The sequence below is a fragment of the Paenibacillus sp. FSL H3-0286 genome (assembly GCF_045040705.1).
Lineage (GTDB): Bacteria > Bacillota > Bacilli > Paenibacillales > Paenibacillaceae > Paenibacillus_AQ > Paenibacillus_AQ odorifer.
On record NZ_CP150285.1, the window covers coordinates 6,206,704 to 6,232,343 of the forward strand.

At 45.2% G+C, this 25,640-nt stretch carries 22 protein-coding genes and 1 riboswitch; of the genes, 7 read left to right on the forward strand and 15 right to left on the reverse strand.

The genetic code is table 11. The features are described from left to right. Positions 1-97 precede the first annotated feature (97 nt). Together MHB37_RS27670 and MHB37_RS27675 are read left to right on the forward strand one after the other, a co-directional pair. Positions 98-595, forward strand: coding sequence for a YtxH domain-containing protein (locus MHB37_RS27670; protein ID WP_076128671.1), 498 nt, complete (start codon positions 98-100; stop codon positions 593-595). Between the two features lie 148 nt (positions 596-743). Then, on the forward strand, positions 744-1,076 hold the full coding sequence (locus MHB37_RS27675; RefSeq protein ID WP_036680215.1) for a DUF5665 domain-containing protein: 333 nt from the start codon (positions 744-746) through the stop codon (positions 1,074-1,076). Positions 1,077-1,265: 189 nt separating this feature from the next. Here MHB37_RS27675 and MHB37_RS27680 read toward each other — a convergent pair whose 3' ends face one another. From MHB37_RS27680 to MHB37_RS27720, 9 genes are all read right to left on the reverse strand, one after another. Next, positions 1,266-2,036 (reverse strand): sigma-70 family RNA polymerase sigma factor, encoded by a 771-nt coding sequence (locus MHB37_RS27680; protein WP_076128673.1) that lies wholly within the window; start codon positions 2,034-2,036, stop codon positions 1,266-1,268. After that, positions 2,033-2,488, reverse strand: coding sequence for an anti-sigma B factor RsbW (gene rsbW, locus MHB37_RS27685; protein WP_036680217.1), 456 nt, complete (start codon positions 2,486-2,488; stop codon positions 2,033-2,035). The genes MHB37_RS27680 and rsbW overlap by 4 nt, the downstream gene beginning before the upstream one ends. Positions 2,489-2,506: 18 nt before the next feature. Continuing rightward, on the reverse strand, positions 2,507-2,845 hold the full coding sequence (locus MHB37_RS27690; protein WP_076128675.1) for an STAS domain-containing protein: 339 nt from the start codon (positions 2,843-2,845) through the stop codon (positions 2,507-2,509). A gap of 96 nt (positions 2,846-2,941) precedes the next feature. Continuing rightward, a complete protein-coding gene (locus MHB37_RS27695) occupies positions 2,942-4,612 on the reverse strand; it encodes a response regulator (RefSeq protein WP_076224272.1) in 1,671 nt (556 codons plus the stop codon). A 21-nt stretch (positions 4,613-4,633) separates the two neighbouring features. Then, on the reverse strand, positions 4,634-5,500 hold the full coding sequence (locus MHB37_RS27700) for a protein-glutamate O-methyltransferase CheR (RefSeq protein ID WP_051491113.1): 867 nt from the start codon (positions 5,498-5,500) through the stop codon (positions 4,634-4,636). A 79-nt stretch (positions 5,501-5,579) separates the two neighbouring features. Next, on the reverse strand, positions 5,580-9,248 hold the full coding sequence (locus MHB37_RS27705) for a response regulator (protein WP_076304797.1): 3,669 nt from the start codon (positions 9,246-9,248) through the stop codon (positions 5,580-5,582). Between the two features lie 2 nt (positions 9,249-9,250). Next, complete coding sequence (locus MHB37_RS27710; RefSeq protein WP_076128679.1) at positions 9,251-10,417, reverse strand: SpoIIE family protein phosphatase; 1,167 nt, start codon at positions 10,415-10,417, stop codon at positions 9,251-9,253. Between the two features lie 237 nt (positions 10,418-10,654). Continuing rightward, a complete protein-coding gene (locus tag MHB37_RS27715; RefSeq protein ID WP_076128682.1) occupies positions 10,655-11,179 on the reverse strand; it encodes a hypothetical protein in 525 nt (174 codons plus the stop codon). Positions 11,180-11,238: 59 nt separating this feature from the next. Continuing rightward, positions 11,239-11,745: a DUF948 domain-containing protein gene (locus tag MHB37_RS27720; RefSeq protein ID WP_405168722.1), complete on the reverse strand. Its 507-nt coding sequence runs from the start codon at positions 11,743-11,745 to the stop codon at positions 11,239-11,241. 189 nt (positions 11,746-11,934) lie between these two features. On the opposite strand from MHB37_RS27720, the gene MHB37_RS27725 reads away from it, so the two are divergent. Both MHB37_RS27725 and MHB37_RS27730 read left to right on the forward strand, forming a co-directional pair. Beyond that, positions 11,935-12,102 (forward strand): DUF1328 domain-containing protein, encoded by a 168-nt coding sequence (locus MHB37_RS27725; RefSeq protein WP_036680225.1) that lies wholly within the window; start codon positions 11,935-11,937, stop codon positions 12,100-12,102. A gap of 219 nt (positions 12,103-12,321) precedes the next feature. Further along, positions 12,322-12,699: a hypothetical protein gene (locus tag MHB37_RS27730; RefSeq protein WP_076128684.1), complete on the forward strand. Its 378-nt coding sequence runs from the start codon at positions 12,322-12,324 to the stop codon at positions 12,697-12,699. Between the two features lie 220 nt (positions 12,700-12,919). Here the strand turns inward: MHB37_RS27730 and MHB37_RS27735 are convergent, their stop codons facing one another. Both MHB37_RS27735 and MHB37_RS27740 read right to left on the reverse strand, forming a co-directional pair. Then, complete coding sequence (locus tag MHB37_RS27735; protein WP_076185433.1) at positions 12,920-13,999, reverse strand: SH3 domain-containing C40 family peptidase; 1,080 nt, start codon at positions 13,997-13,999, stop codon at positions 12,920-12,922. A 204-nt stretch (positions 14,000-14,203) separates the two neighbouring features. After that, entirely contained in the window at positions 14,204-15,073 is an 870-nt protein-coding gene (locus tag MHB37_RS27740; protein WP_076128688.1) for a cation diffusion facilitator family transporter, read from the reverse strand. Positions 15,074-15,206: 133 nt separating this feature from the next. On the opposite strand from MHB37_RS27740, the gene MHB37_RS27745 reads away from it, so the two are divergent. After that, positions 15,207-15,392, forward strand: coding sequence for a hypothetical protein (locus MHB37_RS27745; protein ID WP_036680230.1), 186 nt, complete (start codon positions 15,207-15,209; stop codon positions 15,390-15,392). Between the two features lie 324 nt (positions 15,393-15,716). Here the strand turns inward: MHB37_RS27745 and MHB37_RS27750 are convergent, their stop codons facing one another. After that, positions 15,717-17,342, reverse strand: coding sequence for an ABC-F family ATP-binding cassette domain-containing protein (locus tag MHB37_RS27750; RefSeq protein WP_036680232.1), 1,626 nt, complete (start codon positions 17,340-17,342; stop codon positions 15,717-15,719). A 155-nt stretch (positions 17,343-17,497) separates the two neighbouring features. Beyond that, positions 17,498-18,463, reverse strand: coding sequence for an MBL fold metallo-hydrolase (locus tag MHB37_RS27755; RefSeq protein WP_076128690.1), 966 nt, complete (start codon positions 18,461-18,463; stop codon positions 17,498-17,500). Positions 18,464-18,686: 223 nt separating this feature from the next. Here MHB37_RS27755 and MHB37_RS27760 point away from each other — a divergent pair, with 223 nt between their 5' ends. Both MHB37_RS27760 and MHB37_RS27765 read left to right on the forward strand, forming a co-directional pair. Continuing rightward, entirely contained in the window at positions 18,687-19,823 is a 1,137-nt protein-coding gene (locus tag MHB37_RS27760) for a virulence factor (protein ID WP_405168723.1), read from the forward strand. A 101-nt stretch (positions 19,824-19,924) separates the two neighbouring features. Continuing rightward, positions 19,925-20,129, forward strand: a riboswitch (Lysine riboswitch). A gap of 199 nt (positions 20,130-20,328) precedes the next feature. Next, a complete protein-coding gene (locus MHB37_RS27765; RefSeq protein ID WP_076128694.1) occupies positions 20,329-21,810 on the forward strand; it encodes an amino acid permease in 1,482 nt (493 codons plus the stop codon). 108 nt (positions 21,811-21,918) lie between these two features. On the opposite strand, the gene MHB37_RS27770 is transcribed toward MHB37_RS27765, so the two are convergent. Both MHB37_RS27770 and MHB37_RS27775 read right to left on the reverse strand, forming a co-directional pair. Continuing rightward, entirely contained in the window at positions 21,919-23,058 is a 1,140-nt protein-coding gene (locus MHB37_RS27770; RefSeq protein ID WP_076128696.1) for a transglutaminase domain-containing protein, read from the reverse strand. A 139-nt stretch (positions 23,059-23,197) separates the two neighbouring features. After that, on the reverse strand, positions 23,198-25,570 hold the full coding sequence (locus MHB37_RS27775; RefSeq protein ID WP_405168724.1) for a glycosyl hydrolase family 95 catalytic domain-containing protein: 2,373 nt from the start codon (positions 25,568-25,570) through the stop codon (positions 23,198-23,200). Positions 25,571-25,640: the final 70 nt, after the last annotated feature.

Below are 25,640 nucleotides of genomic sequence, written 5' to 3' on the forward strand. Positions count from 1 at the left end.
TTAAACTCCCGTAATCTCTCCCTTGCTCTTCAACTGTTTCAGCCCATACGCCAAAGTTTATATACGAAGTAAGATAAATTATAAGGAGTGATTGGTGATGAGTAACGTAGAACATGAAGTAGAGAACGGAAGCAGCTTATTAAAAGGTATCTTTATTGGTAGCTTAATTGGTGCCGCAGCAGCCCTGCTATTTGCACCAAAGCCTGGTCGTGAAATGCGCAGTGATCTGTCAGATAAACTTTCTCAAGCTACAGACAAGACCAAAGAAGTTGCTGGTGCCGTAACTGACAAAACCAAAGCTATTGCGACAACAGTTGGCGAAAAAGCAACCGATTTGGCTAGTACGGTGTCAGATAAAGCTTCTGATATCTATACCACTGTCAGTGACAGCAAACAACAAATTGCCGCCACTCTTCAAGAGGCTGGAAGTAAAATTGGTGACACTGTAAGTGAAGCCTCAAGCAATGTAAGCTCGGATGTTAAAGACGCCTCTAAAGACGTAGCTGATGAAGCTAAAGCATCCTCTAAAGAGGTTGCCAATCAGGCTAAGGATGCGAAAGAGGATGTAAAATCCTCCTATAAATCCAATTACTAATCTGCGGCATCATACAGCTATCACTTTAACAAACAACAGCCAGCTGACCGCAGCTGGCTGTTGTTTAGTTACACCTTTATTCACATCAGCAGATACAACTAGACATTTAATTAATGCCCGTTCGGGCTATAGAAAGCAGGGATGGCGCATGGCAGATTCAAATAACCAAACAAAACCTTATGAAATTGATGAACATCCTTTCGAGTTGCGACATGAAGTGAAACGCTTAAACAGTCGTCTTGATAAGATCGCTCACTCACTGGAAAAATCAGAATTCAAAGACATTCTCGACAACTATTCAGATCCGAAAAAAAGAATCATCACAAACCTGATGGCCGGTATATCTCGGGGACTTGGACTGTCTCTCGGAACATTTGTAGTCCTTGGTTTATTAGGCTACATTCTTAGTCTTTTTCTTAATGTTCCAGTAATCGGAGAGTATCTTGGCGAAATTAAAAAATACATTGATGCTAATAGCTAACCGCAAGACTATCAATCTATTCCCCAACTATCGACCGCTTCCCCCGCTTGTCCGTCTAATCCTCTAGGTTGGACGGACAAGCGGGGGAATAAGTCTACAACAGTATACAAATAAAGGACATGCGGGTCTCCAGTCAGCGGAGAGAGGCATGTCCTTATCGTCGAAAATGTATATTACCCATACAGGAACTCAATAGGAAGAGTTGGCCATAATCTGCTTTAACTTCTCAGTGGCCCGCTTCTGTATGCGTGAAACGCTCATCTGTGATACCCCCAGCTTCTGGGCGATCGCCCGCTGGGATTGTCCATCTTGGAACGCTAACAGCAGCACCTGCTGCTCCTGTTCCTTCAATTGACCTAGTGCTTGTTGCAAATCCATACGTTTCTCTACGGTCTCGTAATCATTTGCGTCAGAGCTGATCAGCTCGCCTAGTGTGGCTCCTGTCTCCTCTTGAGAAAGGGGCGAGTCTAGGGAGACGTAATGATAACATTCTCTGCCCGCCAGTACTTCTACAGTTTCTTCAACAGACAAATCAAGATAATGAGCAATCTCATCCACCGCAGGCGAACGTTCCAGCTTCACTGTTAGTTCGTCAATCGCGTGTTGAACAAGTGCTCCCTTTTCTTTAATCCGTCTAGGTACCTGTATGTACCAAGATTTATCACGTAGGAAATTCTTCATATGTCCAATCATGCTTTTCATCGCATAGGGCTCAAAAGGGATTCCAAGGCTAATATCATATTGCTGTAATAACCGGATGAGCGCCATTTGCCCGACCTGATATAAATCCTCATACAAGTCGGGGCGGTTGCGAGAAATTTTTCCAGCAGCCATTTTTACCATAGGCTCATATTTCTTAATCAGCACTGTTGCGCGTTCATTATCCTTAGTCTGCTGATATTCCCAAATTTGGGTGACTGCTTCATTCATGGACTCGGGGGGAGTCACCTTATCACTCATACCTTTTCCTCGCTAAAGTTAAGGTGCTTCTTCAAAGTTACTACCGTCCCTCTTCCGGCCTCACTTACGACGCTCACGTCATCCATCAACGCTTGCATTAAGTAGAACCCTAAACCGCCGACCTGAACGTCACTTAACTCTTTATCATGCAGTGTCATACGCTCACTGGACGAGTCTTCCAAACCGTCAAAGCTCTCCCCCTCGTCTTTGACTGTAATGGATAGGGCACTTTCACCCACCTCAAAGATTACATCAACCATTCCGTCTTGTTGTCCATAGGCGTACAATACTGAGTTGTTACACGCCTCTGATACAGCTACCTTCATATCTTCAATATCTTCGTAGGTGAAGCCCATTTTTGAAGCAATACCATATAAATTCAACCTAACAATATCCACATACTCTGCGCTAGCCGGCAGCTGAAGAATTACTTTTTGCACATCATCACTCATTCTTTGTTCTATCCTTTCCTAGTGGGAATTCTCTTGGGAGGCAAAAAACTTGGTAATACCAGTCATGTCAAACAGCTTCTGAATTTGGGGAGGAACATCCTCAACCATAAACTTAACGTCCATACCTTGTCTTGATTTCAGGATCGAAAGTAGAATACCAATACCCGTGCTATCGATGTATTTTAATTCTTTAAGATTTATTACTAAATCATGCTTCGTATCACCTACAAGCGGCTCCATTACCAAACGGAAATCGGAAGCCACGGATAGATCAAGTTCACCATTCAGGAAAACCGTACATACACTTTCTTTTGTCTCTGTCTTAGCGTGAAACTTATTACTTTTATGCGTGTTCATAGACGATCTCTCCTGATAAATATTTTCTATATTAATAACCTCATAGTCCTACCTTTGAAACAAATAACATTAAAATATAAACTAGTAAATCTTGGGTTACGCCTGAAAAATAGATGTATCTGGTTCAACCATCCGATTATCGCTGCTAGAATACCGAGAGATAATCTGCTTAATACTACTCATCTTAAGTGGCTTGCTGATATAGTCATCCATTCCTGAGGCTTTACAGCGATTCTGGATGCCATCCATGACATTCGCAGTCATTGCAATAATAATAGTCTTCTCAGCCGCCGGACCGCCTTCTCGACGGATTTGAGCGGTTGCCTCCAGGCCATCCATTACTGGCATTTGGAGATCCATAAAGATAAAATCATAGGGCTGCTTAAGCGCCATTTGCACAGCCTGTTTCCCGTCCTCAGCCATATCAGCTTCATAGCCAAGCTTATCTAGCATGCTAACCATCAGACGCTGATTGATAGGATGGTCATCTACAACAAGGATTCGGCTTCTGCTCTCCTGATTAAGAAGAAGATGAGGCGATTCCTCTTCTTGATAACCTCCTGTCAAATCTTCTCCAGGTACGGATGCTTGTATCGTAAAAATAAAGGTAGCTCCTTTTTGCTCCATGGATTCTACCCGTATTTCTCCGCCCATCATGCCTACAAGGGATTTACATATGGCTAAACCAAGCCCTGTCCCACCGTATTTCCGTGTCATTGAAGAATCCAGCTGTGAGAACGGTTGGAACAATCGGTCGCATTTCTCTGGAGAAATACCAATCCCAGTATCCATGATCGTGAACTCGACTTCTACCTTGTTCCCAGATGTTTCTTTGATGGAAGCGACTAAATAGACACCGCCTTGATTCGTAAATTTAACTGCGTTAGCAATCAGATTAATTAATACTTGGCGTAAACGGGCCATATCTCCATATAAAAGTCTAGGCAACTTCTGATCGATAAAATAAGCGAGCTCCAAGTTCTTTTTTCCCGCTTCCACCGAAAAGAGGCTGAACACCTCTTGAATACATGTGCGAAGTTCGAACAGCTGCTCTTCGATTTCCATTTTACCGGATTCCATTTTGGTGAAATCAAGAATATCGTTTATCACCGTAATCAACGTGTCTGCACTTTTCCGAATGATCTCGGAATACTCCTTCTGCTCAGGAGCAAGGTCAGTCTCCATTAATAAATCAATCATACCCACTACGCCATTCATTGGTGTACGAATCTCATGACTCATCATAGCCAGAAATTCCGACTTCGCTTTGGAGGCGATCTCCGCCTCTTCCTTAGCCTTTACGAGCTCACTATTTATGATTTCCAGTTCTTTCGTCTTTTGCTGCAGCAGCATGGTCTGAGTCTGATGCTTCTTGCTCGTAATATACATCTCGACAAAACCTTGTATCTTAGACTTCAGAATTTGTGGAATGAAGGGCTTGACCATATAATCAATAGCCCCTGCAGAATAGCCCGCGAATAAATGCTCCGCTTCCTTACTATTCGCAGAGATAAAGATAATCGGAATTTCCTTTGTTTTTTCTCTGGCTTTAATCAACTTTGCGGTCTCGATCCCATCCATACCTGGCATCTGCACGTCCAGTACGATGACAGCAAAATCATACCTTAACAAACACCGCAGCGCTTCTTCGCCGGAGGTGGCTTTGACTAGCTCATAATGCTGGCTTTCAAGTACCGCCTCCAGCGCCAGCAGATTTTCAGGACGGTCATCTACTAGTAGTATATGAATTGGTTCTTGAAACCCCATAGGACCACCCTCCTTCATGCGTTATTTTATGTTACGGTATATTTTTTCTACTCTGTCCAAAGACTCATAACAATCGCTGTACTTCGTAAAGTGAATGGATTCTTTAGAGCCTAGAACAAGTATTCCAAAACGACTTAAACTTTCATGAAACAAGCCGTGAACATGATCCCGCAGCTCATCATTGAAATAGATCATCACATTGCGGCAGAAAATAACATTAAACTCATTAAAAGAAGTATCTGTAGCCAAGTTATGCTCAGCGAATATAATGTTTTTGCGTAAATATGGCTGTAAAATAACCGAGTTATACTTCGCTGTATAGTATTCAGAGAATGCCCGGGTACCTCCCGCCTCCAAATAATTCTTAGTGTATTGCTTCATTCTGCTAATATCATAGACGCCTTCCTTAGCCTGCTGTAAAGAACGCTCATTCATATCTGTGGCATAAATCCGAGCCTTATCGTAAAGCCCTTCTTCATGAAGCAGGATGGCCATAGAGTATACTTCTTCACCAGTGGAGCATCCAGCATGCCAGATACGAATATAGGGATAAGTCCTCAACAACGGAACTACCTTCTGGCGAAACGTTAAAAATAACCCCGGGTCCCTAAACATTTCGGTAACCGGAATGGAGAGACTATAGACAAATCGTTCAAAACAGGCACGATCATGCAGCACCTTTTCTTGCAGCGCGGATATGCTGTGTACATTCTCCGCATGCACATGATGCCAGATACGTCGCTTCAAAGAAGGCAACGCATAATTCCGGAAATCATATCCATATAAACGGTGTACTCCATCAAGGAGCAGCTCGATCTCAATTTGCTCCAACTCGTCACTTCCTACCATAACGGGCTGCTCCTCATATCCGTGTTCTATCGCTTTCATTGTTATCCCGACTCCCTTATTAACACACCGTAATTCTAGTCATGTTAGTTCTTAAAAAGGTATTACCCCAAATTTGAGTTTACGAATACAACCAGACACGCATTAACGAAAGAAGTTGACCTGTTGCGATCGGTTTCTTCATATAATCAGAAGCTCCCGCTTCAATACATTTGGCGCGATCCTCTTTCATTGCTTTGGCGGTAAGCGCAATAATAGGCAGTTTCTGATATTGCGGCATTTCACGGATTCGGCGCATAGCTTCATATCCGTCCATTTCCGGCATCATCATATCCATAAGCACGAGATCAAAATCTTCTTGCTCTACCAGCATTTCCAGCGCTTCACGTCCATTCTCCGCAAACTTCACTTCCATGTGGTATTCTTCCAGTACACTAGAGAGTGCAAAAACATTACGAATATCATCATCGACGAGCAGTATTTTCTTCCCTTCGAATAACTCTTCTTTGTTATGCAGCTTCTGCAAAATTTTACGTTTATCTTCCGGAAGATTGGCTTCTACCCGGTGCAAAAACAACGTTGTCTCATCCAGTAGTCGTTCCGGAGAACGAACATCCTTAATAATTATGGATTCAGCATACTTGCGGAGCTGTGTCTCCTCTTTGCTATCTAAATCCTTACCTGTATAAATAATAATAGGAAGATCATTTAATTCTTCATCATCACGAATCTGATCCAGCAATTCAAAGCCGTTCATATCCCCAAGCATAAGATCCAGAACCATACAATCATATCTCTGCTTGCGCAGCTCCATCAGTGCCTCATTGCCGGTTGATACCGCGGTGATAGCTACATCATCGTGACCGATCAATTCCATAATGGAACGACGTTGAATCTCATCATCTTCAACAATCAGAAGGTACTTCACTGTGCTGGACGTATAGTTCTCAATTTGTGAGAAAGCCCGCTCCAATGCTTCTCTTGAAGATGGTTTTCTAAGATACGCCATAGCTCCCATCATCAACCCTTGCTTCACTTCATCGTTCACAGAGATAACATGAACAGGAATATGACGGGTCTGAGATGCACTTTTCAGCTCTCTAAGGATGGTCCAGCCGTCCATTACGGGCAGCTGTATATCGAGAATGATCGCATCTGGCAAATAAGTTTTTGCCATCTGTAGTCCAATATCGCCTTGAAGGGCTACTAAGCCTTTAAATCTGCGACCACGAGCCATGTCTAGCAAGATTTTCGCAAAGCTTTCATCATCTTCAATAATAAGCAGGACTTTGTCATTCGCCGTCAAATTGTCACGGTCATCCTCAATCGTCAGTTGTGGAAGGGGTACATTAACGGCTGCTGGCACTAAGGTTGGAAGCATGTCTCCAATATATTCATCATATGTTGAATCCTCTTTGGACACAGCAGCTTCTATTTCTGCAGGTTGTTTACTGTAATTTGCCTTCACCGGCAAATACAAAGTGAAGGTACTGCCTTGTCCCTCACGGGATTCGAGCACAATAGCTCCACCCATTATACGAACCAATTCACGGCTGATCGACAATCCCAGGCCCGTGCCTCCATATTTACGGCTGGTAGTTCCATCTACTTGCTGGAAGGCTTCGAATACAATATCTGTTTTGTCAGCCGGAATACCAATGCCACTGTCCTTCACAGCAATAGCAATATATTCATTATCACTCGGCAGATTTAGTGGCAAGAGATTACTATCTGCCGGGCTAACTGAAAACTCGATAAAACCTTCGGTTGTAAATTTAAAGGCATTGGAAAGCAGGTTTCTTAAAACCTGCTTCAACCGGTGACTATCGGCAATTACGCTATCTGGCAGCGGCTCGTTAAAGGCTATCCGTAAGGAGAGTCCTTTTTTGATCGCCTGCGGAGCAAAATTCTGCTTCACAAAACTTTTCAGCTCAGTCAGTTTAATTTCTTCATGATTCAGTTCCATTTTTCCTGCATCAACCTTGGACAGGTCTAAAATTTCATCAATCATCTTAAGCAGGTCAGCACCTGACATATAAATCGTATGGGCAAATTCAACCTGCTTCTCCGTTAAATTACCATCCTTGTTCTCGGTAAGCAGCTGGGACAAGATCAGCAGACTGTTGAGCGGCGTCCGCAATTCATGGGACATGTTCGCCATAAATTCCGATTTATACTTACTAGTCACGGATAATTGCATAGCCTGTTTCTCTAGCTGAACCTTAGCATGCTCAATTTCATCTTTTTTCTCCTCGACCTCCTGCACTTGTTCCTCTAGTGCACGAGTCTTGGCGACGAGTTCCGTATTGTAATGTTCCAATTCCTCCTGTTGACGTTGCAGCAGTTCTTCTGAACGCTTAAGTGCGTCCGTCTGCTCTTCCAAGTTCTCATTGGAACGACGCAGTTCTTCTTGCTGAGTCTGCAGCTCCTCTGACTGACATTGCAGTTCTTCCGTAAGTGCTTGTGACTCACGCAGTAATTTCTCTACAATCAGACGACGACTAATATTATTGAAAATAATGCTTAAATTATTCGCAAGTTGTTGCAGCAAATCATTTTTCAGACTGCTAAATGGCTGGAATGAAGCGAATTCTACTACACCGAGCAGCTCGTCTTCAAAAATAAGCGGATGAATGGAAATATATCCTGGCTGTGAATCCACAAAGCCGGATTTCACGGAGATATAATCTTCAGGAGCCCGCTCCAATCTGATTGGGTGCATATCAAGCGCACTTTGTCCTACAAGCCCTTCTCCAATCAAAAAACCTTCCTTTGGTTTCTTATCGTTATCTACTGCATAATAACCACTGCTTCGTAAAAAATCGGGACGGTTAGCATCCTTCAAATACACAGCTCCAAACTGGGCTCCGAGCACAGGGGTGAACTCGTTGATAAAGGTCTGTGAGACCTGATCCAATGAGCTAACCCCCCGGAGAAGTTCTGTCACCTGAGCAACATTTGCATTCAGCCAGGATTGATCATTCTGTGCCTGTGCATAAGCCTGTTCCATTTGCTGTTTCTCTTCAAGATCTAACGCCATTTTCTTAAAGACAAGGGCAACCTCACCAATCTCATCTTTCGAAGTAACCTTTATGCGCCTTATGGCCCGGATTCTGCCGTTGCCAAAGCTGGTAATCATCATCGAAACGACATTAAGTCCCCGCGTAATGCTTGGAATGATCCATAGAACAACTCCAAGTCCAAGTAATAGACCTACAATCATCATTAAGATGACCATCTGGGTAGAACTTTGATAGGATTCTTTGGCTTTCGCGCTCTCTTCATTCATGATAAAGGCATTATAATCAGAGAGACTGTTCAGAGCGTTTAACACGGCATTCTGAATCGCTTGTCCCTCTGTGTTAGAATACGTGCTGGCATTCTGGAAATAACCAGCTGATAGCAGCTTCAATATTTTTTCCTGATAATTTAGATAGATCGTATAAGAATCATCAATTTGATTAACGATCTGCATCTCTTCAGCGCTAGTCATTGATTCTTTTATTTTGTCGTAGTGCTCATTCGCCTTAGCTATTTTTTTATCAATCTCTTTTTTTTGTGATTCTACCGTTGATGTATCCGCACTTAACATGGTCGTCGTTAATATGCGCGCCATATCATTCACTTCTCCACGCATACCTGAAGAAGAGCGCCCCTTCATATATCTATCCTGGTAACCCTCAAGCTGACCATTCATATAATCCAAACGATCGTATCCAATCATAGTAAGTGCCAGCATAATCGCCAGCATCGCACTAAAACCAATTAAGAGTTTAGCCTTTATTTTCATCCTCATTCTGTTCCCTTCTTCAGTGAGATCCACACTATACATTTGTCATCGTCACGCTCTTTAGGAACATCAGCATTGAAAAAAGCAGCCCGTATAGTTTCTTCCTTCCATTCATGCTCAACATTTAAATGCTTAATCATAAACTTCAGCTGCTCTTCCTGTTCACCCTCAACCAGCTCCAGCAGACCATCTGTATAGAGAACCAAATGCCCTTCATCTTCGTAGGTCAAGCTCTGAGGCTGAATATCAATCCGTTCAAACAGGCCTACAGGGTGACAATTACTTTCCAGCAAGACCGGAGTCTTAGCTGCGCCCTCAAAAAATAGCGCAGGTGGATGCCCGGCGTTAACGTAGTCAATACGCTTTATACGAGTGTCGATCACAAGATAAATCGTCGTAAAATAATATTGAATCAGCTTTTTCTCAATATAAAGTTGGTTAAACCTTCGATTGAGTTCCTGAATTACCTTTTCCGGCTCTACATAGGTAGTTACCGTATCCTTTAATACTGACGCAAGGAACATGCAAAAAAGAGAGGACGATATACCGTGTCCCATAATGTCCAGGAGGATTACGCCATATCGGCCATCTCCAAGGGGATACCAGGCATATAAATCACCCGCCAATTCAGAGGAAGGCTGATAGATAGCATGCACCTCGAAATTCTCTTCCTGCAGGGGTAGGCTGAGTACAGCATTCTGCACGAGTGCAGCCAGTCTCAATTCCTCCTGAATCCGCTGATCCCGTTCCTTATGCCAATCTTTCTCACGTTTTAACCGCAGAGCAAGCCGAATCCGGGCCATTAGCTCCACTTTATTAATAGGTTTCGTAACATAATCTACTGCACCTGCATCCAGCGCTTCGGCCAATTTCTTAGAATCGCCTACAGCTGTAACCATTATTATTGGAATATCCTTAAGATGTTCGTATTGCTGCACAACACGACATGCTTCGATCCCATCCATTTCTGGCATCATCATATCCAGTAAAATCAGATCAATATCTGACATCCGGGGACGTCCATCTTCACTCCCCGAACCGATTCCAAGCCGTTCCAGCATCTCTTTGGCTGAGGATGCGGTTACGAAATTTCGGTAATCTTCTTTTTTCAGGATTTCACGGATAATGATAACATTAGTCGGATTGTCATCCACGATTAAGATTCTCATCATCTTCACCTCACACGATTAGTATTACGACCGTAAAATTCTGCAAACCTACTAACTATATCATACGCTATTTCACAGTGTTATTTCTATTTTCATAATATGTAAATATAGTCATAGGATCAATTTACGTATTCAGCAAAGTAACCTCCAGCCCCACTATACCTAGTGGGGCTGGAGGTTACTCTATTCTAAAGACAGCCTATGTTTATTAACCAATTTGCTCAAATATGAAACAGATTAGGAAGAAATACTATCAAATAAATCAATTCCTTCAAATTCACCCGCCAAATTTCGATATATTTTGAGTGCGTTATTCCCTCTCAGGTATACATCCCCATCTTCGGCTATAAAATACGGTTTGCCCAGAGTATCTTGCAGATTATCTGTTAAAGGATCGATTTCTACGCCATCTACATGTAAACCGAACTGCTGTGCTTGCGGAGGTGCAACATGTACATAAAGTACAACACCCTCGCCCACACCCACTGTCACATCTGCGTAATGGTACTCCACTGTCTCTAGCAATGGATCATTTGTCACCGCAAGCGGATTGCCTTTGGTCAGAAGCAGTTCTTCCTTTGTGGTGTATAAAGCGACACCTTGCAGAGAATCAAAGCGATTTATATATGGGCTGGATTCTGAAGCATGTTCAAATGCGAGAACCGACTTAGGTTGTTCAATAAAAGTAGAGATAGGCACCAACTGTGGAGACGCATCAAAGTATGGGAAAAGAAGACCAAATAAAAGGATCATCATGTTCATGTTGTGTCCCACCTTTCTTATCTGCAGCCACCGATTACAGAAGCCTTACTATCTTATGCTTAATGACGAAATTTCTTCCAAAGAGTTGCAGCTACGTCTACACCTTTTAGCACTGTAGCTATTTTTCCCGGTGACTTCTCAGCATAAATGGCATCATAGGAGTTAACAGTACGTTCTTCAGCAGGAGTTAGCGGAGCTTCTTTAATAGAGACTTCCTTACTTCTCTCCTTCAGCTCACGCGATTTACGATATTTCTCGATCACTGTGACTGACACTTGTTTGACTGTTAAGGTTAGCTCATTCATAACATCACCCAGATTCTTGACAGAATCGATGACTGGGTCAATCTTCTGAATCTTATGCTGTACATCGGCAGTGATTTCATTTGCGTGTCTGACCGTCGTTTTCACTTCATAAGTAAGCTCATCCATCGTCTTCTGTACTTCCACCAAGGTTTGGCTGACTTTGTCGAGTGAATCCTTTGCCGACTTTAAAGTTTTAATTAAAAAGAAAACAAGTACTGCGAATGCAATTGCGACGAGTGCTACACTAAGTTCAATGATCATATTCATAACCCCTTCCATATCTCATAAATATCGGCTAATCAGCCTTGTATACTGCATAGTTACCCCTGGTCCCATAAGCCGAAACATCTTGTCGAGCGTTGTCAAGAGTCCCTCTTCCCTTTTGTTTCAAAATCAAAGTCCCCGTTTATACAATGACTACATTAATCAAAAAAGGATAGGTGATATGTAATGTTAAAATGGTCCGCAATACTACTTGTAGTCGCAGTAATCGCCGGAATCTTTGGTTTCTTCAACCTAGTAGCTGCCGCTGCTGGTCTTGCTAAGATCCTGTTCTTCGTCTTCCTGGTTCTGTTTGTAATTTCTCTCTTCACGGGACGCAGAGGCAGATCTATGTAGCCCCTCTTATTAATGGTGTGACTGTTGTATCCCTCCCATATCTATCCATATATCTTATTCATCATGCAGAAAGTATAGGTCATTCCTGCACAGATGTCACTTGAGAAAATAAGAAATGTTGAATGGGTGGTTCATCACGCATCAATTACGTTTACTAGCTTATTAACAAACAGCGCTTTTGGAAAAAAATACATCCAACCCCCACAGGAGGAACCAAACATGAAAAAAATCGCCAGCCTTACAGTAGCCTTAGGACTTATGGCTTCCATTGCAGCTACAGCTTCAGCAGCTGAAGTAACAGGAACTACTACGGCTCCTGCAACCGTAACTGGAAGCACTTACAGCAATTCTTTTGAAACCATTATAACTCCAGCGGATATGAGTCCAGCTACACCGCAAATAGTGCTGACTGAGAAAACACCTTTCTACTTTTCAGTCGGAGGTATAATTCCAGCAGGCTGGCTTGGCGTTCAGACTCTTGATACAACAGGTGAAGTCATTTCGGATACTTGGGGTAATGAATGGAGAGAAATTTACACTTGGCTAGGAAAAGCATGGGTTAAGGTTCCTGTATCAGCCAATGTGATTTTGCCATAATTAATCAATAAGCGAAGAAGGGGTGTCCCAAGAGCCAAGAAAATGGCCGATGGTACTGCCCTTTTTTTATGTGGAGAGTACATATTCTGAACAGATAAACAGGAAGAGCTACCCCTTCAGTAGAGAATTCTACTAAAAGGATAGCCCTCTTGCGCGTACGCCCGCCATCGTTCACCCGTCACAAACATGCGATGCTGTCGCTTCCTGCATTTTCATATATTTAGCGAATGACCGAACCTCCGTAGAGAAAACGATTCATCCAAGAAGCGCTTAGTTTATCTACTCTTACCCCGCCTGAAGCTACGGAATAAGTTTGTAGAACTTGTCCATCTCCTAGATACATTGCAACATGCGATATTCTAGCTGTAGATTTGTCGATTCCCTCATAAGCAGAAGCAGAATTCCCCTTATAATCCATAAAGAACATTAAGTCGCCGCGCTTCAAATTGGAAATAGACGTAACCACCGTACTATTCGACTTCACCCAATCTCCCTGTTGACGGGAATCCGCCGGCAGTTTGAGATTGGCTGCATCCATAAAAATTTGCCGGATGAAGTCCGAGCAATCAAAGGTGCTTGTATCATTTCTGCTGGAGCCATACTCATAAGGCGTTCCTAGATATCCCATGCCTGCAGCAATCACCCGTTCGATTTGGGCTGAAGCCCCCGGTGTGGTTACAGGTGGATTGGGTGTAGGCGTTGGTGTTGGTGTTGGTGTTGGTGTTACCGTTCCAGATCCCCCACCGTTTCCTGAAAGTGTACTATATTGTTCACTTGAACTTATATATCCGATGCTACCATCCGCCGCTTTAACTTGATACCAGTAACTGTTAGGCTGCGCCAGAACTTCTACTTTTTCTCCCTTATTCAAAAGCTTCATTATTTTCCCGCTTGTTGAAGGTGAAACTCGAAGATTCACACCATACTTAATGGTGCCAGTTTGTGCCGATGGTGTCGTTACTGAAGCAGAGGATACACTGATATATTTATCTCCTGCACTTGTATAACCCACTGAACCATCAGCCGTTTTTACTTGATACCAATAGCTGTTAGGCTGCGAAAGGATCTGCACTTGATCTCCCTTTTGCAAGTACTTCACTATTTCTCCGTCAGTAGAAGGGGTGCTGCGAAGGCGAACACTAGCCTCGATCACACCTGTTTGAACGGCTGAAGCTGCTGTAACTGAATTAGATGAACTTGAGGCTGCCGCTGCTTGTCCAGGAGCAGATACTCCTAAACCTGCAACAATTGCAGCAGATACTAACAAAGATGCTGTAATTTGCTTATGTGATTTGATCATACGTTCCCCCAAATTCCATGATGAGATTTCAATAAAGGATTGTACTACATTATTCCTTTATGCCCTCATTATAGGCTTGCCCGGGATTTGGAACATGCTCCAAATTTCACATATAATCATGCCACTTTATGGTAACACACAGGTCTAAAGTCTCGATTTCTCCTTGAATATGTGTTATTTTTCCTTAATATAGCATTTCGCGATTTATTTTTTAGGTTCCACGTGCACCTGCACATTCATAATATTATGCATTTTGCTCATTCTTTCTTCGATGGAATCACTTATTTCATGACCTTCCGTCACAGAAATATTCGCATCCACTTCCACTACAACATCCACATGCACATGATTACCATGAACCCGTGCCTTCACATCTTTAATCTCTTCTACTCCCGGCGTTCGAGCAATCGTACTGCGTAGATCCATCAATTTATCTTGATCAAAGCCATCGGTAAGCCGATAGGTCGAATCACGAAAAATATCCCAAGCGGTCTTGGAGATAATGAGTCCGACAAGAACAGCTGCTGCGGAATCAATCCATGGCAAACCAAACTGTGCACCCACAATCCCAACTGCGGCTCCAACACTGACCATTGCATCAGAAAAATTATCCTTAGCCGCTGCCATAAGTGCCCCACTGTTAATTTGTTTGGCCAGTCTTTTGTTATATATGTATACCCCCATCATAGCTACTGCACATACAATAGCCACCCCTGCCGACCAGAGCTGCGGCGTTTCTTTTGTACGATCGAAAAAGGAACGCACCGCCTCCACAATCACTTGAAGGCCCACTACCGCCATGATAAAAGAAGCCAACAACGCCGCTACGGTCTCTGCCCGGAAGTGCCCATAAGCGTGGTCAGAGTCAGGTGGCTTCCGCGAAATCCGTAACCCCACCAGTACAGCTATGGATGCTACGATATCTGTTAAATTGTTGACCCCGTCCGCTACGAGTGCGCTAGATGCAAATAAATAACCACAAACCAGCTTGAATGATGATAGGATGAGGTAAGCCGCTATGCTCACCCAAGCTCCTCGTTCACCTTTACGTATATCTTCGTAAATATCAGTCATTCTTGGCTCCCCCTCTTTTCCCCGATTATTTTAAATACGGAAAAGAATTCTTTCAATTATTCTTGCCCTTGTGGCAGCATTTAAAAACAATTAGAATAAAGTGTAAGGACTTGCTTCGAAGGAGGTTATCATAATGAGCGAAAGCAACGATAAAGGAAAAATCAACTTAGCGGAAGCTATCCGTAAAAAACTGGAACAGAAGAAGCAACAATCTTCCTCCAAGCCTGGATCCACATTTCAGGCCGGTTCCGCCAAACCGCTAAAAAGCCAAAATAACAAAAAGCCTAACAACCAACGCCGTCGTACTGGCGGATCTTAGTATTTACTTATACTTAAACATAAACGGCTGCGAATCCCTCGGGGAAACGCAGCCGTTTATACGTTCGTCCTGCCTGATAGGATGGATTAGAACTCTTCAAATTCATAACTGCTTTTCTTTAATGTACGATTAGCCAGCTGAAAACATGCGCTTTGGGAAACCTCAAGGGCTAAAGACTCCTGTCTTGGAAACCCCGCATACACCCCGTAGAATTCTACTTGTGAATAACTTTTCAAAATTGAAATTATAAAGACAGCTACCCTGATCCTAAAAGGATTAGTGTAGCTGCTTCATGGATTCCTTCCGCATAGCGGAAATTAAATATTATACTTCTACAGGATACATGCGCTGGCGCATTTCCTTAATTTCTGGATTCTCCAAATATTCATCGTAGCTCATGGAGCGATCAATTACACCTGTAGGTGTAATCTCGATGATGCGGTTAGCAATGGTTTGGATGAACTGATGGTCATGGGAAGTGAATAGAATCGTGCCATCGAAATCGATCAGCCCGTTATTCAGTGCCGTGATGGATTCCAGATCCAAGTGATTGGTTGGTTCATCGAACACAAGCACGTTCGCGCCGTTGAGCATCATTTTGGCCAGCATACAGCGAACCTTCTCGCCCCCGGACAGCACACTTGCTTTCTTCAGTGCTTCTTCTCCGGCGAACAACATACGGCCCAAGAATCCACGCAGGAAAGTTTCGTCCTGATCTTTAGAATACTGGCGTAGCCATTCTACAAGATTCATTTCCACACCATCGAAATAGCTGGAGTTGTCTTTCGGGAAATACGCTTGAGTTGTAGTTACTCCCCATGTATATTCGCCCGCATCCGCTTCTTGCTCACCCATGATCACATCAAACAGCAGTGATTTAGGCTGGGAGTAAGGGCCTACAAACGCAATCTTATCCCCTTTATTTACTACAAAGCTAATTTCATCAAGAAGCTTTTCACCTTCAACCGCTTTGGACAATCCGCTGACTGTCAGCAATTGTTTACCCGCTTCACGTTCTGGTTTGAAGTTAAGGAACGGATATTTACGGTTGGACGGACGAATGTCGTCCAGTGTAATTTTCTCAAGTTGCTTCTTACGTGATGTCGCTTGTTTAGACTTGGAAGCATTGGCCGAGAAACGCTGGATAAATGCCTGCAATTCCTTGATTTTATCTTCCTTCTTCTTGTTCGAATCACGCTGCAAAGCTTGCGCAAGCTGACTGGACTCATACCAGAAGTCGTAGTTGCCGACGTACATCTGGATTTTGCCAAAATCAATATCCGCAATATGCGTACATACTTTATTCAGGAAGTGACGGTCATGGGATACGACGATAACAGTACCTTCATAGTCCATGAGGAAGTTCTCTAACCAGCCAATAGATTCGAGATCCAAGTGGTTGGTAGGCTCATCTAGCAGCAGGTTATTTGGACGGCCAAACAAGGCTTGCGCCAAGAGTACCCGTACCTTTTCATTGCCGCTCAGTTCGGCCATTTTTTTGTCATGCAGTTCACGCATAATTCCGAGACCAATCAGCATGGCAGCTGCATCTGGCTCAGCATCCCAGCCGTTAAGCTCAGCGAACTCACCTTCAAGCTCCCCTGCACGCAGGCCATCCGCTTCTGTGAAATCGGACTTCGCATAAAGCGCATCCTTTTCTTTCATAATTTCATAAAGACGTGTATGACCCATAATTACGGTCTCAAGTACTGGGAATTCATCATACTCAAAATGGTTCTGTTTGAGTACTGCGAGACGTTCGCCCGGTGTAACATGTACCTCACCGGTATTTGCTTCGATCTCACCAGACAGAATTTTCAGAAAGGTTGATTTACCGGCACCATTGGCACCAATCAAACCGTAGCAGTTACCAGGGGTGAATTTTATGTTTACATCTTCAAAGAGAGCGCGTTTTCCGTAGCGGAGTGTTACGCCGCTTGTGCTAATCATTACGCATTACCATCCTTTTCACTTAGGGTTTCGGCTCATTATAGCATAAATAGAGAGCAAAAAGCCCGTAAAATAGCCTTTTCAGCTGTTCTCTCCAATACTAAAGTTATTCCAGCTGCTGTACAGAGGTCGCCAGTTAGGAGGAATTTTTTCAATTATTGTCCAGTTATGCGATTCTTGGGTTGTATAATAAGCGTTTCGCCATAGCTGAGCGTACGGATTCGTTCTTCAGAAATACCCTGTTTAAGCCGGGCACTTTCCATACGATCCAGCGCTTCCCGGGCCGTATCATCAGCAAGTCTATAGGTGCCGTAATGCATCGGAATCATGGTCTCCGCTCCAACATCTACAAATGCTTGTATAGCCTCTTCAGGGGTTACATGCTGCGAGGTCATGAACCACTCCGGTTCATAAGCTCCAATCGGCATGAGTGCAACATGAAGCTTATAGCGGCTCCCAATCTCCTTAAAACCCGGAAAATAACCGCTATCTCCTGCGAAATACAGGTTAGGAGGCAGCTTGTCGCTATCCGATTCGATCGGCTGCAGAATGTATCCTCCCCAATGAGAAGTATTCGTGTCCCAAGGCGTTCTCCGCGTCCAGTGCTGAGTCGGCACGAAGGTAAGCTTAATTTTACCTAGCGTATTTTCCTGCCACCATTCCATTTCTATGCAGTTATGAAATCCTTTGCGGAGCATCTTTCGTTTCAAGCCTATAGGAACAACAAGGGTTGTCCCTGCTCTATATAATTTACGGATAGAAGCCATATGCAAGTGGTCATAATGAGAGTGCGAGATCAGAATCAGGTCAATGGGAGGCACTTCGCTGAGCGGAATCCCGGGTTGCCCCAATCTTTTCTCAAAGCCTAGTCTTCTCGCCCAGATTGGATCAGTAATGATATTCATCCCTTCATATTGAAGGAAAAACGTTGAATGCCCAATCCACGTAATGGTGGTCTCCAGGCGATTCTCCGCCAGATAAGCTAACCTCGGCGGCGTACTTGGCACTACATATGAATAATCTTTTTTCTTCCGTCGACGTTCCTCCCGCCACTTACGAAACTCTTTAAGTGTTTTATCGGTACTCACATTGTCGAGGTTATTGTAGCGAAATTTAGCCATAGAGCACCTCATCTTTAGAAGTTTGCAGAGCATGCTTTACTTTAGCGAATATAATACAACTATATTGAACGGCAGAGTATTTTGCAAAATATACAAGTTACTTGGTAATGGTGCGCCCTTTTTCCGCAAAATATCTAAGTACCCTTTTGTGTTTCACGCCAGAAATGAGATAATATGTGTATAAAGTATGGCGGTGCATATACCGTTCAAGGGGGAGCTACGTATGAAGATTACTTTTATTGAACCGACTCCAAGTCCAAATACGATGAAGCTTCATTTGGACGAAAGTCTGGAACCTGGAATTCGCAGAACCTATACACCAGAAAGTGAACGTTCCGCACCGGCCTGGGCACGCGAAATGTTAACGATACCGGGCGTTATTAGCATCTATCACGCTGCTGACTTTGCAGCGCTCGAACGCAAGAGCAATGCGGATTGGGCAGCGATTCTAAGAGAAGTCCAGAACCGCTTCGGCAACAGCGAAGGCTTAAATGACGATTGGAATCTTGCCGATGAGAACGCTGGCGCTCATTTCGGCGAAGCTCAAGTCTTCGTCCAGATGTTCCGCGGAATTCCGCTGCAGATCCGCGTTAAGACCGGCGCGAATGAAGAGCGCATCTCCTTAGCAAACCGCTTCACGAAGGCGGTTATGGATGTGGCTAGCGCCGTGATGATTAAAGAGCGTAAGCTCACTGATTACGGCGTGCGTTATGGCGAGCCCGCGGAGATTGCACGCGAGGTGGAGCAAGAGGTCGAAGCGGCGTATCCGCAGGAACGCCTCGACTCTCTCGTGCAGCAAGCCATTGCGCACGGCGCCGAAGGCGAGTTCGTCGAGCAGAGACGAACCCGCAGTCAGGATGAGCTGCTGCGAGACCTGAAGCATGAGGATTGGCGCGTGCGTTACGCCGCGCTGGAGGATCTTACGCCGACGGCGGAGCTCCTGCCGGAGCTTAAGGCGGCGCTGCACGATCCCAAGCTGCATATTCGCAGGCTTGCGGTCGTGTATCTAGGCGACCTTCGCACGCCTGAAGCGATGGAGCTGCTCTATGAGGCGATGGCAGACAGCGCGCCAGCCGTGAGACGTACGGCAGGCGATACGCTGTCCGACATCGGCGATCCTGCCGCCACGCCAGTGATGACGGCAGCACTGACAGATAAGAGCAAGCTTGTCCGCTGGCGCGCAGCTCGTTTCCTCTATGAGGTGGGCACATCCGATGCCCAAGAAGCGCTGTCAGTTGCGGCGGAAGATCCGGAATTCGAGGTTGGACTTCAGGCCAAAATGGCTTTGGAACGTATCGCTTCCGGTGAAGCAGCGGCGGGTACCGTTTGGCAGCAAATGTCAGAGCGTCGTCGCAGCTAACATTCCCTACCGGATTTTGTCATTGCTTGACTTGCGAACTTGCTTTATACTAATTCCTGTTGTTTATAAATGAATGAAGTAAAGATAGCCTCGTCATACTAAGATGAGGTAGAGGTCGCGGATATAAAGAGTACGCGCGTGGAGACGTTAGAGCCGTCTATGAATCGCGTCGAAAGGAATATCTGCCGAAGTCTGCACTGTCGCTCTTACAGCGGTGCAGGCTGGGGCCGTTGCCGAAAGGCACGGAACTGTCACATTGTATAACCTGCATAGCAGCAGGTCATAATGTGTTGCGCTATCTTCACAGGGAGTATGATGCGGAGCTGTATAGATGGAAACCGCAGATATAGTCTGCGGTTTCTTTGCGTTTACAGAATTTGTATATTTAGTGTTTGTCCATAACCTTATGGAGACCACCAAATACACTCTCCCGCTCTGCGGGAGGAAGCAGCTCAGCACTCCCCGTTCATGAATTGAAAGATTAGATCATAAGGAGTGTCAAATCATGCAGGGCAAGCAGCAAAATCTAGCACAAGGCAACGTAGGTAACCCGCCTGAGCTAAAAAAATCATTTAAAGCAAGGCATTTGACCATGATTGCGCTTGGAGGATCTATTGGTACTGGACTCTTCCTGGCCAGTGGTGGCGCTATCGCTTCAGCCGGACCCGGTGGAGCACTTCTAGCCTATACGGCTGTTGGTGTTATGGTTTATTTCCTCATGACCAGTCTGGGAGAGCTCGCTACCTATTTGCCGGATTCGGGCTCATTCAGCACTTACGGCACGCGTTTCGTCAGCCCCGCTTTTGGGTTCGCCATCGGCTGGAACTTCTGGTATAACTGGGCGGTTACGATTGCAGCAGAATTGTCTGCCGCCACCGTCATTATTAAATATTGGTTCCCGGACAGTCCCTCCTTTCTCTGGAGTCTCGTGTTCCTGCTGCTGATGTTCGGTCTTAATTTCCTATCTGCTCGTGGATACGGAGAATCAGAATATTGGTTTGCCATTATCAAAATTATTACTGTTATCGCCTTCCTTATTGTCGGAGTTTTGATGATTTTCGGAATCATGGGCGGAAAAGCCGTAGGCTTCAGCAATTTCCAGATCGGGGGCAGCTCGTTCCACGGTGGCTTCTTCGCTTTCGTCGGTGTCTTTATGGCTGCGGGATTCTCCTTCCAAGGCACCGAGCTAATCGGTGTTGCAGCAGGTGAGAGTGAGAACCCTCGCCGTAACGTACCTATTGCTATTCGCCAAGTCTTCTGGCGTATATTAATCTTTTATATCCTCGCTATACTAGTAATCGGAATGCTGATTCCTTACACGAATCCAGATCTGCTGCGCGGTGGTATTGATGATATCGGAGTCAGTCCGTTTACGATCGTATTTAATAAAGCAGGACTTGCTATTGCCGCATCCGTCATGAATGCTGTCATTCTCAGCTCCGTATTGTCAGCCGGGAACTCGGGAATGTACGCCTCCACCCGCGTCCTGTACGCTATGGCTAAGGATGGAATGGCTCCACGTGCTCTAGGCAAGCTTAATCGCCGCGGTGTTCCTGTTGGTGCTTTGCTCGTGACCACAGCCGTTGGTATGTTAGCCTTTTTAGCATCATTCTTTGGTGATGGTGCTGTATACAACTGGTTGCTTAATGCTTCCGGTATGTGTGGATTTATTAACTGGCTCGGCATCGCTGTCTGCCATTATCGTTTCAGACGCGCCTTTATAGCTCAAGGTCATTCCCTTGATGAGCTGCCTTACCGGGCTAGATGGTTCCCGTTTGGGCCTATATTTGCCTTAGTACTTTGTACGGTAGCCATCCTTGGCCAGAATATGGGTGCCTTCTCAGGTGGAAACATCGACTGGTACGGTATTGCCGTTTCCTATATCAGCCTGCCATTATTCGTCTTGATTTGGGCCGGCTATCGCTTCTTCCGCAAGAGTAATATTATTCCTTTGGAAAAATGCGATCTTAGTACTCACCCAGAATAAATAGACTCCGCAAAAATGGATATCCAGAAGCCTGAAAGGCTGCGGGATATCCATTTTTATATAAATCAATCTAGTATATTCAACTCCTGATTTTACTTAGCCCTTTGCCTATTCCCAAGTCACATACACTTTTAGATCACCCGTATTATCAAAAGAAGTGCTAGAATAAGACACTTCCTCTAGTCCAAGTTTATATAACTCCTGTAGATCATTCTTCAGCTGGGTTCCACTACCGTGATAACGGAATAATAAAGATCCCTCTCCTGAAGCGACAGCCTTATTCGCCAGCTGAATTAAATCTGCTGCTGAACGTACAATCCGTTCCTCGGCATACAGCTCATAATTAAGGTCCTTCTGAAGCTGCTTATACACCCCGGCGTTCTGTCCTCCACGCTCTACAAGTGCTGACAAGGTCTTATAATAGGCAACCGAAGCTGCCGGATAAGACTTCGTCCAGCTATGGTCCTGACGCATTTGTGCATCCGTCTTCAAGTAATACGCGGTGCTTACCACGCCGGCTTTATCAGGTGTCGGGTCATCCCAAGTTGTGTCGAGATGATACCATCTCCCTTCGAGCAGCACTAGATTCCAAGCATGAGACTGGCTGCGTCCTCCCGGCTGTTTTGCAGTGCCCTCGACGATTTTATTACTGAATCCCGCTTCCTTGAGCAGCTTATAGGTCAACAGCGAATACCCTTGGCAAACGGCACTGCCACTCTTCAGGCCTTCATAAGCCGTATATTTACGATAAGAGGTATCATACTTCAGACGCAGCACCACCCAGTCGTGGATAGCCTTAACCTTCTGATGATTATTCATGCCCGGTGTAATGATCTTCTTGAGCGTTGCCTTTACTTCTTTGTTCACAAAAGCGGTCTGCTCCAGCGTTTCCAAGTATTTCACTTCTACCGTAACCTTTACAGAACTTTTGCTCCCTCGATAAGTGTATCCGTAGCTATCTATGATGTAATACAAATAGGGATCGCTATTCATCGCTTGATCTAGACCCGTTTGTATCTGTGTTTTTAAATTCGAGGTTTTCCCCTCATAAGTAAAAGTGATAGTCTCTCTACGATTATTCATCGCACCGGTTAGCTTCTGGGCAATTTCACTCACAGAACGAACGGTCGGTGAAGTCGTGGCCGCATAAGCATGCCCCCAGGTCCAATACAATGTCGGGGGAATGGCTGCGCAAATAATCACTCCTCCAAGAATGACTTTTGCCAACGTGAAGCGTTTTTTCCACATAATTATTCTGATCCTCCGGCTCCTACAGACTTATTCAAAACCCTCCATTTAATAGATAATGAAGACTTGGGCAAAAAAAGACTGTTCTCTGTAGAATAATTCTACTCTGAGAACAGCCTCTAAGCCAGATCAATATGAATTATTTCTTTAGGGGTGTAATGATATAGGTCTCTCCTATTACTGTTTCAAATTCCAGCCCCGCTCCTTCAATCTGTGTACCATCCGGTTTTTGAATGAGCAAAGGCTGGTGTTGAACAATTCTGCAGGATCGGCCATGAGTCGAGGTAACCTCTGCCCTAGTTAAACAGCCCCCGCTCCATTCTATAGTCATGACAAAGCCACCACGTGCCACCAACCCTTTCACGCTGCCTTCAGACCATTCCTCTGGAAGAGCAGGTAATAGTTCCAGACCCTCCTGATGACTCTGCAAAAGCATTTCTGCTATTCCGGCTGTAGTGCCGAAGTTTCCATCAATCTGAAACGGAGGATGATTTCCGAACAGGTTCGGCAAACTGGAATCTTGCAAAATGCGACGTAGACAGCTAACCGCACTCTCGCCATCCTTCAGACGCGCATAAAGATTAAGCAACCATGCTGCGCTCCAGCCTGTATGGCCACCTCCATGTTCTATACGTTTCTTCAGTGTTAAGGCTGCCGCCTCCGCTAGCTCTGGTGTGGAGGAAGGGCTAATTACGTTCCCAGGGTACAGGTCATACAAATGAGAAACATGACGATGCCCAGGCTCTTGTTCAGCAAAATCCTCATTCCATTCGCGGACAGTTCCGTCCGGTGCGATCCCTTGGTGGGCAAGCTGTTTCTGTTTCTGCATAAGCTCCTGACGCAGCTCTACATCGGTATTTAAAATATCAGCAGCCTGAATGCAGTGCTTGAACAACTCAGCGATAAGCGATAAATCCATAGCTGAGCCAGCCGAGACACTGCATGGTGTGCCGTCAGCAGTCAGAAATACATTCTCTGGCGAGGTAGACAAACCTGTCGTCCATCTTCCATCAGGCAGCTCTACTAGCCAATCCAGACAAAACAATGCGGCTCCCTTTAGTATGGGATAAGCTGTGCGCAAATAGTCCTCATCTGGACGAAAAGCGTAACGCTCCCATAGATGGCGAGAGAGCCATACCCCGCCCATAGGCCAAAAAGCCCACATCGCCTTACCGTCTGATGGAGAAGTCATCCGCCACAAATCGGTATTATGGTGTACTGTCCAGCCACGTGCGGCATAATGAATATTCGCTGTACGGCTGCCAGCCACGCTAAGCTCCGTGATAAAATCTATTAAAGGTTCATGGCATTCGCCCAATCCGCATAACTCGGCTGGCCAATAATTCATTTCGGTGTTGATATTTGTCGTATAATTGCTGTTCCATGGTGGCTGAATATAGGGATTCCAAATGCCCTGCAGATTCAGGGCTTGCGTCCCCGGCCGTGAGCCAGCAATCATCAGGTAGCGGCCATACTGGAACAGCAACGCTTCCAGTTCAGGATCTGCCTGTCCTTCGCGGTATTGTGCCAGGCGCTCATCAGTAGGAAGCTCTCCTCGGGAAGCAGCAGATGCAAGCGTCAATTCCACACGGTGGAACAAGGATTGATGATCCTCTAAGTGGCGCTGCTTAAGCTCTGCGTATGCTTTAGAGGCTGAAGCTAACTGCACTAGGCACAACTCCGCTGGCAGCTTGCCACCGCTTCCCGGCATCCGGTCATACCCGGCATAATCGGTTGCCGCAGCCAGACGAAGGGTAATGGAGTGCGCGCCAGAAATCAACAGCGAGCCGTTCTCCGCTACACAAGTCCCACCTTCCGTCTGGATCTCCATAACCGCAGCAAAACTTATGCCAAGCCCCTCTTCATATAATACGGCACGCGGGTGATCCCCTACGTAGTTATCAGCCACATGCGACGGGGCACGGCCAGTCATAATCAGCATGCCATCCGGAGTAATCTCCGAGTTGAAAGGATGTGGTGATGCCAGATCCGCCCAGAAATCTGGCAGAGTAGCTTGGCCCTCCCCCCCCTCAGCACGGATATGAAGAGCTATAATGTCATCCGGTCTGCTGGCCAATACTTCACGTACGATCCTTACACCACCGGCAGTATAGGCTACCGTAGCCAACGCCTGATCCAGATCAAGCTCTCTCCGGTAATCCTCTACAGGACCTGCAAAATTAAACTTCAATCGCAAATCTCCAAGCGGTTGATAGGATTCCGTCCGGCTGCCTAACATTTTGGCGTCCACCAGTGCTTCTGCTTCCTTGTATTTCCCCTCTGCAACTAGCTGTTTAGCTGGAGCCAAATGCCGCAGTGCCTCATAGTTGGCTTTATCCCGCGGGAAACCTGACCATAGAGTGTCTTCATTTAATTGAATCCGTTCTTCTTCGATTCCACCAAAGACCATGCCGCCCAGCCTGCCGTTACCTACGGGCAGCGCCTCTTCCCATCCAGCCGCCGGCTGCTTGTACCATAACTCATGCCGTCCGGAGTTCTTGCTCTCTCCCATGTATATTCCTCCTGTCCTGTTATTAACGGTGAAAAGCAATCAGCGGGAGGCCCGGACTTTCGTTCGGACT

What these genes read in the sequence shown, in the direction of transcription:
- MHB37_RS27670 (WP_076128671.1), top strand. Translation starts at nt 98, where the DNA reads ATGAGTAACGTAGAACATGAAGTAGAGAACGGAAGCAGCTTATTAAAA.
- MHB37_RS27745 (WP_036680230.1), top strand. Translation starts at nt 15,207, where the DNA reads ATGAGCGAAAGCAACGATAAAGGAAAAATCAACTTAGCGGAAGCTATC.
- MHB37_RS27680 (WP_076128673.1), bottom strand. Translation starts at nt 2,036, where the DNA reads ATGAGTGATAAGGTGACTCCCCCCGAGTCCATGAATGAAGCAGTCACC.
- MHB37_RS27695 (WP_076224272.1), bottom strand. Translation starts at nt 4,612, where the DNA reads ATGGGGTTTCAAGAACCAATTCATATACTACTAGTAGATGACCGTCCT.
- MHB37_RS27710 (WP_076128679.1), bottom strand. Translation starts at nt 10,417, where the DNA reads ATGAGAATCTTAATCGTGGATGACAATCCGACTAATGTTATCATTATC.
- MHB37_RS27730 (WP_076128684.1), top strand. Translation starts at nt 12,322, where the DNA reads ATGAAAAAAATCGCCAGCCTTACAGTAGCCTTAGGACTTATGGCTTCC.
- MHB37_RS27725 (WP_036680225.1), top strand. Translation starts at nt 11,935, where the DNA reads ATGTTAAAATGGTCCGCAATACTACTTGTAGTCGCAGTAATCGCCGGA.
- MHB37_RS27700 (WP_051491113.1), bottom strand. Translation starts at nt 5,500, where the DNA reads ATGAAAGCGATAGAACACGGATATGAGGAGCAGCCCGTTATGGTAGGA.
- MHB37_RS27760 (WP_405168723.1), top strand. Translation starts at nt 18,687, where the DNA reads ATGAAGATTACTTTTATTGAACCGACTCCAAGTCCAAATACGATGAAG.
- MHB37_RS27705 (WP_076304797.1), bottom strand. Translation starts at nt 9,248, where the DNA reads ATGAAAATAAAGGCTAAACTCTTAATTGGTTTTAGTGCGATGCTGGCG.
- MHB37_RS27770 (WP_076128696.1), bottom strand. Translation starts at nt 23,058, where the DNA reads ATGTGGAAAAAACGCTTCACGTTGGCAAAAGTCATTCTTGGAGGAGTG.
- MHB37_RS27675 (WP_036680215.1), top strand. Translation starts at nt 744, where the DNA reads ATGGCAGATTCAAATAACCAAACAAAACCTTATGAAATTGATGAACAT.
- rsbW (WP_036680217.1), bottom strand. Translation starts at nt 2,488, where the DNA reads ATGAGTGATGATGTGCAAAAAGTAATTCTTCAGCTGCCGGCTAGCGCA.
- MHB37_RS27740 (WP_076128688.1), bottom strand. Translation starts at nt 15,073, where the DNA reads ATGACTGATATTTACGAAGATATACGTAAAGGTGAACGAGGAGCTTGG.
- MHB37_RS27735 (WP_076185433.1), bottom strand. Translation starts at nt 13,999, where the DNA reads ATGATCAAATCACATAAGCAAATTACAGCATCTTTGTTAGTATCTGCT.
- MHB37_RS27715 (WP_076128682.1), bottom strand. Translation starts at nt 11,179, where the DNA reads ATGAACATGATGATCCTTTTATTTGGTCTTCTTTTCCCATACTTTGAT.
- MHB37_RS27765 (WP_076128694.1), top strand. Translation starts at nt 20,329, where the DNA reads ATGCAGGGCAAGCAGCAAAATCTAGCACAAGGCAACGTAGGTAACCCG.
- MHB37_RS27720 (WP_405168722.1), bottom strand. Translation starts at nt 11,745, where the DNA reads ATGATCATTGAACTTAGTGTAGCACTCGTCGCAATTGCATTCGCAGTA.
- MHB37_RS27690 (WP_076128675.1), bottom strand. Translation starts at nt 2,845, where the DNA reads ATGAACACGCATAAAAGTAATAAGTTTCACGCTAAGACAGAGACAAAA.
- MHB37_RS27775 (WP_405168724.1), bottom strand. Translation starts at nt 25,570, where the DNA reads ATGGGAGAGAGCAAGAACTCCGGACGGCATGAGTTATGGTACAAGCAG.
- MHB37_RS27750 (WP_036680232.1), bottom strand. Translation starts at nt 17,342, where the DNA reads ATGATTAGCACAAGCGGCGTAACACTCCGCTACGGAAAACGCGCTCTC.
- MHB37_RS27755 (WP_076128690.1), bottom strand. Translation starts at nt 18,463, where the DNA reads ATGGCTAAATTTCGCTACAATAACCTCGACAATGTGAGTACCGATAAA.